We start from the raw sequence: 13,117 nt of genomic DNA on the forward strand, positions 1-13,117 counted from the left end.
ACCAACAACGCGTCGCAGCGCCCCCGAATGGTCAAGATCCGGAATGCGGCGAGGCTGCGACACCGTCCCCCGCGACGTAGTCTCGTCTTCGTGCATGAATCGCCCACACAGCGAAGTGAATCGCCGCAGGCTCGCACTCTCCGTGAGCTGCGCGAAAGTGGACACACCTATCGCACGGTCAAGGCGGAGATCCGCGAAAACCTGCTGGCCAGGTTACGCGCACGGACGCCGAGATTCCCGGGCATCGTCGGATTCGACGAAACCGTGCTGCCCCACCTGGAGCGTGCTCTGCTGGCGGGCCATGATCTCGTCCTGCTGGGCGAGCGCGGGCAGGGCAAGACCCGGCTCATCCGGACGATCACCGGCCTGCTCGACGAGTGGACCCCGGTCATCGACGGCTGCGAGATCAACGATCACCCGTACGTCCCCGTGTGCGTCCGCTGCCGCGCGCTGGCCGCCGAGCGCGGCGAGGACCTGCCGGTCGCCTGGAAGCACCGCGACGACCGGTACGGCGAGAAGCTCGCCACGCCGGACACCTCGGTGGGCGACCTGATCGGCGACGTCGACCCGATCAAGATCGCCGAGGGCCGCACGCTCGGCGACCCCGAGACCGTCCACTACGGCCTGGTGCCCCGCACCAACCGCGGTGTCTTCTCGGTCAACGAGCTGCCCGACCTGGCCGAGCGCATCCAGGTGTCGCTGCTGAACGTGCTGGAGGAGCGCGACGTCCAGGTCCGCGGGTACAACCTGCGGCTGCCGCTGGACATCCTGCTGATCGCCAGCGCCAACCCGGAGGACTACACCAACCGCGGCCGCATCATCACCCCGCTGAAGGACCGCTTCGGCGCGGAGATCCGCACCCACTACCCGCCCACCCTGGAGGACGAGCTCGCGCTCATCCGCCAGGAGTCGGCGCTGAACTGGCGCGGGCACGAGCCTGAGGGCGAGGGCGACGCGGCGGCGGCCGGTCTGAGCGCCGAGCTTCCCGAGCACCTGATCGAGACGATCGCCCGGTTCACCCGCCTGGTGCGCGAGTCCACGGCCGTCGACTCCCGTTCCGGGGTCTCCGCCCGCTTCGCCATCGCCGCGGCCGAGACCGCGGCCGCCTCGGCGGTGCGCCGCGCCGCCCTGACCGGCGAGGAGCGCCCGGTGGCCCGGGTCGCCGACCTGCCGGGCGTGGTGCCGACGCTGCGGGGCAAGGTGGAGTTCGAGGTCAGCGAGGAGGGGCGCGAGGTCGAGGTGCTGGCGCACCTGCTGCGCCGGGCCGTCGCCGAGACCTTCCGCGGCACGCTGGGCGGCATGGATCTCTCGGCGCTGCTGGACAAGTTCTCCGAGGGCGCCCGCGTCGAGTCCGGGGAGCTGACCCCGGCGACCGAGCTGCTGCAGCAGATCGGCCCGGTCAACGGGCTCGCCAAGATCATGGTCGCGGCCGGGATGGGCGAGGGGGAGGAGTCCCCCGGGCACGCCGCGGCCGCGCTGGAGTTCGCGCTCGAAGGGCTCTACCTGATGCGGCGCCTGTCCAAGGACGACGTCGAGGGAGGCGCCGTCTACCGCACCTGACCGCTCCGGGCCCGGCGCTCCCTCCCGCCGGGCCCCGGCCGCCACGCCGCGGCCGCTCACCCGCGGACCGAGGTCCGCCACCCCCGCGCCGGCCCACCCCGGCGCCGAACGCCCGTACGCCCCTCCCTGCGACTTTTCCGGGCGTTCTTCGCACACCGCCGCACGAGGATTAGGCTCACATGCGATGAGTGGTTACCGATACGGCGAATACCACGACGGGCCCGACCCGCTGGCGCCGCCGTACGATGTGCGCGCCGCGCTCGACGAGATGGGCGACGCGATCCTGTCCGGCTCGACCCCCATGGACTCCCTGCGCGACCTGCTGCGGCGCGGGCTGCCCGGCGCGCCCGACCGGCGTGGCCTGGACGAGCTGCTCCGCGAGGTGCGGCGCCGCCGCCGCGAGCTGCGTGATCGCGGCAACCTCACCGGCACCCTCGACCGCGCCCGGGCGCTGCTGGACAAGGCGATCGGGCAGGAGCGGGCCGAGCTGTTCCCCGACCCCTCCGACGAGGCACGGCTGCGCGAGGCCGAGCTGGACAGCGTGCCGGCCGACACCGCGAGCGCCATCCAGCAGCTCGGCTCCTACGAATGGCGGTCGGACGCGGCGCGCGCGACGTTCGAGGAGCTGCGCGACCTGCTGCGCAGGGAGGTCCTGGACAGCCGGTTCCGCGGCATGCGGGACGCGCTCGCCGACCCCGACCCGGAGGCGATGGAACGGGTCCGGCAGATGATGTCGGATCTGAACGACATGCTGGACCGGGACGCCAAGGGGCAGCACACCCCGCAGGACTTCCAGCGGTTCATGGACGAGCACGGCGAGTTCTTCCCGGAGAACCCCCGCGACCTGGAAGAGCTCGTCGACATCCTGGCCCGCCGCGCCGCGGCGGCCCAGCGGATGCTCGCCTCGATGTCCCCCGAGCAGCGCGCCGAGCTGCAGTCCCTGATCGACCAGACCCTGCAGCAGGCCGGGCTGGCCGACCAGATGGCCCGCCTCGGCGAGGCCCTGTACGCGCGGCGTCCCGATCTCGCCTGGGACGGCGCCGAGCGGATGGACGGCGAACAGCCCCTCGGCATGGGGGACGCCGTCAACGCCCTGGAGGAGCTCGCCGACCTGGACCGCCTGGAGCAGTCCCTCGGGCAGGACTACCCCGGGGCCAGGCTGGACGACATCGACGAGGCGGCGATCCGCCGCGCCCTCGGCCGCAGCGCCGTGGACGACCTGGCGGCGCTGCGGCGCATCGAACGGGAGCTGGAGGAGCAGGGATACCTGCGCCGGCAGCGCGGCAAGCTGGAGCTCACCCCGAAGGCCGTGCGCCGGCTCGGTGAGACCGCCCTGCGCCGGGTCTTCGCCTCCCTCGACTCCGGGCGCCGCGGCGACCACGACCAGCGTGACGCCGGGGCCGCCGGCGAGCTGACCGGGACGAGCAGGCCGTGGCGCTTCGGCGACGAGCAGCCCCTGGACGTCGTGCGCACCCTGGTGAACGGCGTACGGCGTGGCGGGCGGCCCGACGGCGGTGGCCGGGTGGCGCTGACCGTGGAGGACTTCGAGGTCTCCGAGACCGAGCGGCGCACCGCCGCGGCGGTGTGCCTGCTGGTCGACCTGTCCTACTCGATGGCCCTGCGGGGCACCTGGGCGCCCGCCAAGCAGACGGCGCTCGCCCTGCAGGCGCTGGTCGCCTCGAAGTTCCCGCAGGACGCCGTGCAGATCATCGGCTTCTCCAACTACGCGCGGGTGCTGCAGCCGGAGGAGCTGGCCGGGCTGGAGTGGGACATGGTCCAGGGGACCAACCTGCACCACGCGCTGCTGATCGCCGGCCGCCACCTGGACCGGCACCCCGACTTCGAGCCGGTGGTGCTGGTGGTCACCGACGGCGAGCCGACCGCGCACCTCCAGCGCAACGGGCGATCGTGGTTCGAGTGGCCGCCCTCGCGCGAGACGCTGGAGCTGACACTGGCCGAGGTCGACAAGATGACCAGGCGCCGGGCGACGCTCAACGTCTTCATGCTGGCCACCGACGAGCGGCTGAAGGAGTTCGTGGACGAGGTGGCGCGGCGCAACGGCGGCCGGGTCTTCTCCCCCAGCGCCGACCGGCTCGGCGAGTACGTCGTCAGCGACTTCCTGCGGGCCCGCCGCGCCCGCTGACCCGGCCGCTCTCATTCACCCCGCACGCGCCGATCATCGCGCCGCCCGCCGGCGGCGCCGATGACCGGTCGCCACACCCGCTGAACCCGCACGCGACCAGCCGGAACATCCGCTGACCCGCACGTGAGCGGCCGTCCGCGTGCGGGTGTCTGGCGTGCCCGAATGGCGATCCCACAGCCGGTCGAGTTCCGCGCCGGCGCCCTCGCGCGGCCGGTTCTGATCGGCCGCGCCCATCCCGGCTGGACCGGCCGAAAACCTTCCTACCAGGCAGGACGTCGACCGACCGTGGGTATATATGGCCATTTATAGGGGTATGTCCATTCCGAACAATCGATCTTGCCGATCCGCGCGAATTCCATCGGATCGTTAATCATTTGCCGATCGAAATGCAATCTCGGAGGATGTTCATTAGAAGGGTTCCCCGCGATCCGTGAACGCCGAAAGCACGCATGGAAAGGAGAGTGCAATGTTGGCGGCAGTCGCTCTCCTGGTCGTCATGGTCGTCACGGTGGCGATGTTCGAGATCACCGTGAACAACCGGCAGCTCCAGGGCAGGCCGCAGGTCCCCGAGCCGGCCGTCCCGCCCGGCGAGCAGGCGCAGAGCGCGCGGGACTTCCCGAACGTCCCGAATGCGTGAGCCGAGATCCATGATTGCCCCCGATCGGGGCGAGACCGTTCCCAGGCTGATCAATAAGACGATAGCCTCAGCGGCATGTCGTTCCTCGACAAGCTCCTGCTCTGGCTGCACATCGGCTTCGCGATCTTCGCCATCGGCCCGGTGACGGTCGCCACCAGCTTCACACCGCGCTACATCAGGGCCAAGGACGTCGGCGTGCTGCGCCACCTGCACCGCACGACGCGCATCTTCGGCGTCCTCACCCTCGGCGTCTTCCTGTTCGGCATCCTGCTCGGCCGCAGCGTCCTCGGCCTGCCGTACCTGTCGATCTCGATGACGTTGTTCATCGTGGGGGCGGTGCTGCTGTTCGTCATCGAACGCGACCAGCGCGCCGCCGTCCGGGCGCTGTCCACCGAGACGCCCGCGGACGACGCCAAGGTGCAGACCGGCCGCATCGCCACCCTGTCGTCGATCATGGCGCTCATCTGGCTGGTGATCCTGGTGCTGATGGTCTGGTTCAACCCCTGACGGCAGGCCCCCTGACCGTCCACCGCTGACACCGTTCACCGGATCCCGGACGCCTACGGCCCCGGGATCCGGCACGCGGCACGTCAGGAGCCGAGGGCCTGCGTGAGGTCGGCCAGCAGGTCGCTCGCGGTCTCGATGCCGACCGACAGGCGCACCAGGTCCGAAGGCACCTCCAGCGGCGAGCCCACCGCGGAGGCGTGGGTCATCCGCCCCGGGTGCTCGATCAGCGACTCGACGCCGCCGAGCGACTCGCCCAGCGTGAACAGCTTCGTACGGTCGCAGATCGCGACCGCCTCCTCCTCGCCGCCCGCCACGCGGAAGGAGATCATGCCGCCGAACCGCCGCATCTGCTTGGCCGCGACCTCGTGCCCCGGGTGGCCCGCGAGCCCGGGATAGAGCACCTGGGTCACCCGGGGGTGCGACAGCAGCAGGTCCACGACGCGCTCGGCGTTGTCGCAGTGGCGCTCCATGCGCAGCGCGAGGGTCTTGATGCCGCGCAGCGTCAGCCAGGCGTCGAACGGCCCGGCGATGGCGCCCATGGCGTTCTGGTGGTAGGCCAGCTCCTCCCCGAGGCCCTGGTCGCCGGTGACGAGGGCGCCGCCGATCACGTCCGAGTGGCCGCCGACGTACTTGGTCGTCGAGTGGACCACCACGTCGGCGCCCAGCGTGAGCGGCTGCTGGAGGTACGGCGAGGCGAAGGTGTTGTCCACCACCAGCCGCGCGTCCGCCTGGTGGGCGATCGCGGCGAGCGCCTCGATGTCGGCGATGTTCAGCAGCGGATTGGTCGGGGTCTCCACCCAGATCGCCTTGGTGGTGGCGGGCCGGACGGCCGCGCGCACCGCGTCGAGGTCGCCGAGCGGCACCGGGTCGAAGTGCAGCCCCCAGCGCTGCAGCACCTTGGCGAACAGCCGGTAGGTGCCGCCGTAGGCGTCGTCGGGGATGATGACGTGGTCGCCCGGCCGGCAGATGGTGCGCAGCAGCGCGTCCTCGGCGGCCAGGCCGGACGCGAACGCCAGCCCGCGGGTGCCGCTCTCGATCGCGGCCAGGCACTCCTCCAGCGCGGTCCTGGTCGGGTTCGCCGAGCGGCTGTACTCATAGCCCGACCGCAGTCCGCCGACACCGTCCTGCTTGTAGGTGGAGGTGGCGTATATCGGGGGCACCACCGCGCCGGTGCGCGGGTCGGCCTCCTGGCCCGCGTGAACGGCCAGTGTCTCAAAGCCTTCAATCATGACTTCACGGTATCGCCCTCCGGCGAGGTGCGTCCGTACCCTCCCGCCGGTGCCCTGACCGCGAGATTCGGCCGAACGGCCGATACGGCATCGGCGCGTCACGAACTACCCTCGGTGGCCGTGGAGGACACCCCGCGGCTGGTCCGCGTGATCCGGCGGCTCGGCGACGTCGCGCTGGCGGGGTTCCTCGGGCTGCTACTGATCTTCGACGTCGGCATGGCGGCCGCCGAGCGCGAGGCGCAGGCGGCCGTCCCGCTGATCGGGCTGATCGGCATCGGGGCCTACCTGCTGCGCCATCGCTTCCGCGTGCCGGGGGTGGTGCTGGTCATGGGCATGTCCGCCGCCGCCTCCGTCACGACGATCGCGCTCACGTGGGCCGGCTTCTCCTCCCGGGGCGCACCCGGCGGCGCGGAGACCGTGACGATCCTGCTGCTCACCGTGAGCGTGCTGCGCTGGGTCGAGCCGCTGCGCAAGGCCGTCTGGCTCGCGGTGGCGGCGGCGGTGGTCCTGGAGCTGGCGAGCCTGCGGACCCTGGCCCCGGCCGCCCTCCCCCTCGGGTTCCTGGCGTTCGTGGGCTGGGCCGCCGCGGCGGGCGCCGGTGGTTACCAGCGCTACCAGCGCGAGCACCGCAGGGTGGCGGTGGACGCCGTACGCAGGGCCGAGCGCCTGGAGCTGGCCCGCGAGCTGCACGACCTGGTCGCCCACCACATCACCGGCATCGTCGTCCAGGCCCAGGCGGCGCGGACGGTCGCCGCCGCCAAACCCGAGGCCCTCGTGCCCGCGCTCGACGCGATCGCCCACGCCGGAGCGGACGCGCTGACCTCGATGCGGCGGCTCGTCGGCGTGCTGCGCGCGTCGGACGACGCCTCGCGGCAGCCGGGCACCGGCCTCGCCGACCTGCGCGTACTCGTCGAACGTTTCTCGGCGTCCGGCCCGCCGACCGCCTTCGACGTGCAGCAGGGCCTCGCGGAGGCCGACCTGGCGCCGGAGGTGCTCACCACCCTGCACCGCGTACTGCAGGAGGCGCTCACCAACGTGCGGCGGCACGCCCCGCACACCCGGTGGGTGCGGGCCGACCTGCGCGCGGCCGAGGGCGGGGTGGTGCTGTGCGTCCGCAATGAGCGGAGCTTCGCCGACCCGCGCCTGTCGCGCATGGGCGGTGGGTACGGCCTGGTGGGCATGGCCGAGCGCGTGACGGCCCTGGGCGGCCGGCTGGTCGCCGGACCCGCCGCCGACGGCTCCTGGGAGACCCGCGCGTGGTTCCCCGCCGACCGCGGGACCACCGCCTCCTGACCGCGGCCTGGCCTTCGATACCGCACGACCGCGCCACCTCAAGCTCCCGGGGACCGTACGACCAGCCCTGAGACGCCGCCTCGAACCCGCACGACCAGCCTTCGCCGCGCGACCTCGAAGGCCCCGGGACCGCGCCGCCGCCTGACGCGGGACGCCGGTGCCGGGCCGCGAGATCTCGTCACGCGGCCCGGTGCCGAACCTGGAGCGTCAGATGTTGACGGTGCTGGCCAGGAAGGCGAGGAGGTCCTGGCGGGTGAGCATGCCGATCGGCTTGCCGTCGTCGAGGACCACCGCGGCGTCGGCCTTCTCCAGCGCGTCGATCGCCACCGCGACCGGCTCGCCGGCGCCGACCATGGGCAGCGGGGCCGACATGTGCTTCTCGATCGGGTCCTCGCCGCGGATCCTGCCCCGGTAGAGGCCCTCCAGCAGGTCGCGCTCCACGATGGAGCCGACGACCTCGGCCGCCATGACCGGCGGCTCCTCCTTCATCACCGGAAGCTGCGAGACGCTGTACTCGCGCATGATGGAGATCGCCGTGCTGACCGACTCGTGCGGGTGGGCGTGCACGAACTCCGGCAGGCCCGGCGACTTGCGGCCCAGCACGTCGCCGACCAGCCCCTCGTCGCTGGAGGAGGTCAGGAAGCCGTAGTCGGCCATCCACTCGTCGTTGAAGATCTTCGACAGGTAGCCGCGCCCGCCGTCGGGCAGCAGGACGACCACGACGGCGTCCGGCCCGGCCTCGGCGGCGACCCGCAGCGCCGCGACCACCGCCATGCCGCAGGAACCGCCGACCAGCAGGGCCTCCTCGCGGGCGAGGCGGCGGGTCATGGCGAAGGAGTCCTTGTCGGAGACCGCGACGATGCGGTCGGCCACCGTGGTGTCGTAGGTCGCGGGCCAGAAGTCCTCGCCGACCCCCTCCACCAGGTAGGGGCGCCCCGACCCGCCGGAATAGACCGAGCCCTCGGGGTCGGCGCCGATGACCTGCACCCGGCCGCCCGAGACCTCCTTGAGGTAGCGGCCGGTGCCGCTGATCGTGCCGCCGGTGCCGACGCCGGCCACGAAGTGCGTGATGCGGCCCTCGGTCTGCTCCCAGATCTCCGGCCCGGTCGAGTGGTAGTGGCTCGCGGGGTTCTCCGGGTTGGAGTACTGGTCGGGCTTCCAGGCGTTCGGCAGCTCGCGTACCAGCCGGTCGGAGACCGAGTAGTAGGAGTCCGGGTGGTCGGGCGAGACCGCGGTGGGGCAGACCACGACCTCGGCGCCGTACGCGCGCAGCGTCGCGATCTTGTCCTGGGCCACCTTGTCCGGGACCACGAACAGGCAGCGGTAGCCTCGATCCTGCGCCACGATGGCCAGGCCGATGCCGGTGTTGCCGGAGGTGGGCTCCACGATGGTGCCGCCGGGCCTGAGCGCGCCCGAGCGCTCGGCGGCCTCGACCATGCGCAGCGCGATGCGGTCCTTCACCGAACCGCCCGGATTGAAATATTCGACCTTGGCCAGAACCTGTGCGGAGACGCCGGCCGTGACCTTGCGCAGCCGCACGAGCGGAGTGTTGCCCATGAGTTCGATGAGCGAATCGTGTACGCGCACCGGGAATAACACCTCATTGTGCCGAAGCTGAAGAGCTTGCCGATGCCGGTTCCGGTGCGTGATTCCGGTCCGGCCGTTCCAATTCCTCACCGTACCGTCACCGCAAGGAGCACCGGGGACGGACACCAGCGCTCCGGGGCCCCCTAACCCGCACATCGAAGGTCACCCAGGCTCTCCCGGAACGCGTCACCCGGCCGCCACCTGCCGTTGTGAGTCCCGCAACCGGTACGGGAATCACCAGGACAGCACGAGGATCAAAGAAGGGACACCGGAAGTGATCTGGACGCCCGCCACCGCACGGGCGGCTCGTCGCATCGCCACAGCGGCCGCGCTCGGCGGCGGTGGTGTGACCGCGCTCGGGGCCGCGATGTACGGACTTCTCATCGCCGAGGCGACCCTCGCGCGCAGGATCGTGGGCCGCCCGCACGGCATGGACGGCCCGGCCTCCGACGGGCTGTACGGGGACCGGACGGCGGGCGAGGCGATCAGCATGGTGATGCTCGGCGACTCGACCTCCGTCGGGCTCGGCGTCTCCGATCCGGCCGACACCCCCGCCGTGACCATCGCCACGGGCCTGGCCGCCGCCGCGGGCCGCCCGGTGCGGCTGAACGTCTTCGGGCTCTCGGGCGCGGCGTCGGCCGACCTGTCCCACCAGGTCGACCGGGCGCTCAGGGAGCGTCCCGACGTCGCGGTGATCTTCGTGGGGGCCAACGACGTCACCACCGCCACCCGGCCGGCCGACGCGGTGCGGCATCTGCGCGAGGCCGTCGCGCGGCTGCGCCGGGCCGGCGCGGAGGTCGTCGTCGGCACCTGCCCGGACCTGGGAACCGTCCGGCCGATCGCGCAGCCGCTGCGCTGGGTCACCCGGCGGTGGAGCCGCCAGCTCGCCGCCGCGCAGACGGTCGCGGTGATCGAGGAGGGCGGGCGGACGGTGGCCTTCGCCGACATCCTGGGCCCGGAATTCGCCACATATCCCGGCGAGATGTTCGGACCCGACAGATATCACCCATCTGCCCGAGGTTACCAACGGTCCGCTTACGTAGTGCTACCTTCTGTATGCGCCGCGTTGGGGTTCGGGCCCGAGTCCGAGCCCGAGCGTGGCGAAGGATCGCAATCCATTTACCTCGCGGCGGCCAAGGCCGCGGAGGAGTCCGGCACCGAGGTCACCGCTACCCGCGTCGCCGGCCGCGCGACCGGCCCCCAGGGACGCTGGGCCACGCTTCTTCGCCGCAGGCCGGGGGCGATGCCCCGCAGCGCCTAGCACCGGTCACCCTCCGCGACACGGTCGTCACCGTCGTCCATATTGGAGGGTGATAGCCGTGATCCGGCCTCTCGCGAAACCGGCTCTGACGCTCGCCGGGGTCCTGGCCCTCGCCGGATGCTCCAGCAGCACGGCGGCGGGTGAGAAAGCCCGCCCGAGCTGGCGCAACGACGAGGTCAACGCCGTCAGCCGCGCCACCGCGGCCGCCGGTGTGGCCTCGGTGACCTCGATGCGGGCGGACGGCACGCTGGAGACCACCGTCCTCGACCTGCCGAGCGGCAGGAAACTGTGGACGCACCCCGCCACCGTCGCCGGACGGCTGCCCGGCATGGGGGTGCAACCGCCCGCCGCCGTCGAGACCGCCCCGGGCCAGGGTGTCGTCGCGGCCGTCGACCCGGCGGGCAGGCACGGCAGGTGGGCCGCCTCCCTGGTCGCCCTGGACGCGCGCACCGGGCGGCGCAAATGGTCGCGGCCGGTCCACTCCACCTTCGGCCCGCAGCGCTGCGGGCCGTACATCTGCCTGTCGGAGAACACCGCCCTGGCCTCGGCCCGCATGGTGGTCCTCGACCCGCTGACCGGGCGCACCGTGTGGAAGCTCCCCGGCATCGCCGAGGTCGAGTGGTCCGACGCCGGCCGGGTCGTCCTCCTGCGCATGGCCAGGCACCCCGCGCTGTCCGCCCACGACGTCAAGACCGGCAAGCCCTTGTGGGAGCTGCCGGTCGAGCAGGCGCTGCGCCCGGGCGTGGACCTGTCCGGCGGCTGGGCCTTCGGCGTCTCCGGCACCGACCTGGTCGGCTACGTCGCCCCGTACACCAATCCGCGCAGGAAGACCTCCTCCTTCGGCGTCTTCTCGGTGCGGCTGGCCGACGGCAGGGTGAACTGGCTGCGCCCGTCGGTGGTCCGCGTCTACCCGAGCGGGAGCCCCGGCACGGCGCCCATCGTGCGCCCGGTGGACGACCAGGGGCAGTACGGCGGGTTCGCCCGGCTCGACCCCGCCTCCGGGCGGGTGCTGGGGCAGATCACCGCCGAGCAGGTGCCCGGCACCGGCTGGTGGCTCGCCTTCCCCGGCGACATGGCGCGGCTCGGCTTCCTCAAGCCCAATGCCGCCGGGTCGGCGTTCGATCTCGCCTCCGGGCAGCCCACCCCGCTCAAGGGGCAGCGCGGCTGGTCGTTCTGCGTGACCGATCCCAAGCCGCTGCCGCTGCGCGCGGCTCCCCAGGGCTTCTACGCGGTCGCGGCGCTGTGCGAGTTCGACCTGGCCACCGGCAGGCGGCTGTCCGGCGCCGAGGCGCCTCCGGCGTGGTTCACCGGCAGCCAGGACGGCTGGCGGCTCTGGCGGGACGAGAAGGGCGCGCTGCACGCGGTCCAGGACACCACCGGCACCACTTCCGGCATGTACGGCTGACCCATGTGGGCCGGGGCACAGGCCGGCGGGGCTCGCGGCGTGTCCGCCGTACATAGTTCTGTTTCTTGGTGCCCCGGCGGGTGGCAACGGGCCTACCGCGCGGTAACCTCCGCAAGGAGGGAGCCCCGCCACCAACCTGGAGAGCCACATGCCCGAGGCAGTCATCGTCGCGACCGCACGCTCGCCGATCGGCCGCGCCTTCAAGGGGTCGCTCAAGGACATCCGTCCGGACGATCTCACCGTCCAGATGGTCCGGGCGGCGCTGGACAAGGTTCCCCAGCTCGATCCGGCGCAGGTCGACGATCTGATGCTGGGCTGCGGCCTGCCCGGCGGCGAGCAGGGCTTCAACATGGCCCGCGTGGTGTCGGTGCTGCTCGGCCTGGACGGCGTCCCCGGCACCACGGTCACCCGCTACTGCTCCTCGTCCCTGCAGACGACGCGCATGGCCTTCCACGCCATCAAGGCCGGCGAGGGGGACGTGTTCATCTCGGCCGGCGTCGAGTGCGTGTCGCGGTTCGTCAAGGGCAGCTCTGACTCGCTGCCCGACACCACCAATCCGCTCTTCCTGGACGCCAAGACCCGCACCGACGCGCGGGCCGAGGCCGGCGCCCCGCAGTGGCGCGACCCGCGCGAGGACGAGCGGCTGCCCGACGTCTACATCGCGATGGGGCAGACCGCCGAGAACGTCGCGGGGCTGCGCGGGGTGAGCCGGCGCGAGCAGGACGAGTTCGGCGTCCGCTCGCAGAACCTCGCCGAGAAGGCCCTGGCCAACGGCTTCTGGGAGCAGGACATCACCCCGGTCACCCTGCCGGACGGCACCGTCGTCGGCAAGGACGACGGCCCGCGCCCCGGCACGACCTACGAGGCGGTCTCCCAGCTCAAGCCGGTGTTCCGGCCCGACGGCACGGTGACGGCCGGCAACTGCTGCCCGCTGAACGACGGCGCCGCCGCGGTGATCGTGATGAGCGACGTCAAGGCCGCCGAGCTGGGCATCACGCCGCTGGCCCGCATCGTCTCCACCGGGCTCACCGGCCTGTCCCCCGAGATCATGGGCCTCGGCCCGGTCGAGGCGTCCCGGCAGGCGCTGCGCCGGGCCGGCATGGCGATCGCGGACGTCGACCTCGTGGAGATCAACGAGGCGTTCGCGGCGCAGGTCATCCCGTCCTACCAGGAGCTCGGCATCGACCTCGACCGGCTGAACGTCAACGGCGGGGCGATCGCCGTCGGGCACCCGTTCGGCATGACCGGCGCCCGCATCACCTCCACGCTGATCAACGGCCTGCGCTTCCACGACAAGTCGATCGGCCTTGAGACGATGTGCGTCGGCGGCGGCCAGGGCATGGCGATGGTGCTGGAGCGCCTGAGCTGACGGCGCGCCCGGCGGTCAGCCGTGGACGTCGGGACCGGCGCGGGTGAGGTCGATGCGGACGATCACCCGCCGGTCCCGCTCCATGGCGGCGCGGTAGTCGTCCCAGTCAGGGTGCTCGCCGGCGAG

The 13,117-nt window shown here is 72.3% G+C and carries 10 protein-coding genes; 8 read left to right on the forward strand and 2 right to left on the reverse strand.

Going from position 1 to position 13,117, the window contains the following annotated elements; all coding sequences use genetic code 11:
• Positions 1 to 90 precede the first annotated feature (90 nt).
• The 4 genes from IEY93_RS04930 (at position 91) to IEY93_RS04945 (ending at position 4,847) form a co-directional block, all read left to right on the forward strand.
• The gene (locus IEY93_RS04930; RefSeq protein WP_229690872.1) at positions 91 to 1,560 is read left to right on the forward strand and encodes a sigma 54-interacting transcriptional regulator; all 1,470 of its coding nucleotides are present in this window, start codon (positions 91 to 93) and stop codon (positions 1,558 to 1,560) included.
• A gap of 184 nt (positions 1,561 to 1,744) precedes the next feature.
• Positions 1,745 to 3,703, forward strand: a complete 1,959-nt coding sequence (locus IEY93_RS04935) for a vWA domain-containing protein (RefSeq protein WP_189161736.1) — start codon at positions 1,745 to 1,747, stop codon at positions 3,701 to 3,703.
• A gap of 466 nt (positions 3,704 to 4,169) precedes the next feature.
• Positions 4,170 to 4,340 (forward strand): hypothetical protein, encoded by a 171-nt coding sequence (locus IEY93_RS04940; RefSeq protein WP_189161737.1) that lies wholly within the window; start codon positions 4,170 to 4,172, stop codon positions 4,338 to 4,340.
• Positions 4,341 to 4,415: 75 nt separating this feature from the next.
• A complete protein-coding gene (locus IEY93_RS04945) occupies positions 4,416 to 4,847 on the forward strand; it encodes a hypothetical protein (protein WP_189161738.1) in 432 nt (143 codons plus the stop codon).
• An 83-nt stretch (positions 4,848 to 4,930) separates the two neighbouring features.
• On the opposite strand, the gene IEY93_RS04950 is transcribed toward IEY93_RS04945, so the two are convergent.
• On the reverse strand, positions 4,931 to 6,076 hold the full coding sequence (locus IEY93_RS04950) for a cystathionine gamma-synthase (protein ID WP_189161739.1): 1,146 nt from the start codon (positions 6,074 to 6,076) through the stop codon (positions 4,931 to 4,933).
• A gap of 120 nt (positions 6,077 to 6,196) precedes the next feature.
• Here IEY93_RS04950 and IEY93_RS04955 point away from each other — a divergent pair, with 120 nt between their 5' ends.
• Positions 6,197 to 7,369 carry a sensor histidine kinase gene (locus tag IEY93_RS04955; protein ID WP_189161740.1) on the forward strand — a complete coding sequence of 391 codons (1,173 nt, stop codon included), beginning with the start codon at positions 6,197 to 6,199 and terminating at the stop codon, positions 7,367 to 7,369.
• Positions 7,370 to 7,576: 207 nt separating this feature from the next.
• Here IEY93_RS04955 and IEY93_RS04960 read toward each other — a convergent pair whose 3' ends face one another.
• Entirely contained in the window at positions 7,577 to 8,956 is a 1,380-nt protein-coding gene (locus IEY93_RS04960; protein ID WP_189161741.1) for a cystathionine beta-synthase, read from the reverse strand.
• Positions 8,957 to 9,230: 274 nt separating this feature from the next.
• Here IEY93_RS04960 and IEY93_RS04965 point away from each other — a divergent pair, with 274 nt between their 5' ends.
• The 3 genes from IEY93_RS04965 (at position 9,231) to IEY93_RS04975 (ending at position 12,991) form a co-directional block, all read left to right on the forward strand.
• Positions 9,231 to 10,217 carry an SGNH/GDSL hydrolase family protein gene (locus tag IEY93_RS04965; RefSeq protein WP_229690873.1) on the forward strand — a complete coding sequence of 329 codons (987 nt, stop codon included), beginning with the start codon at positions 9,231 to 9,233 and terminating at the stop codon, positions 10,215 to 10,217.
• Positions 10,218 to 10,275: 58 nt separating this feature from the next.
• Complete coding sequence (locus tag IEY93_RS04970; RefSeq protein WP_229690874.1) at positions 10,276 to 11,622, forward strand: outer membrane protein assembly factor BamB family protein; 1,347 nt, start codon at positions 10,276 to 10,278, stop codon at positions 11,620 to 11,622.
• Between the two features lie 148 nt (positions 11,623 to 11,770).
• A complete protein-coding gene (locus IEY93_RS04975) occupies positions 11,771 to 12,991 on the forward strand; it encodes an acetyl-CoA C-acetyltransferase (RefSeq protein WP_189161742.1) in 1,221 nt (406 codons plus the stop codon).
• The last annotated feature ends 126 nt before the right edge of the window (positions 12,992 to 13,117 follow it).

This window comes from Sphaerisporangium melleum, from assembly GCF_014646695.1.
Taxonomy (GTDB): Bacteria; Actinomycetota; Actinomycetes; order Streptosporangiales; family Streptosporangiaceae; genus Sphaerisporangium; species Sphaerisporangium melleum.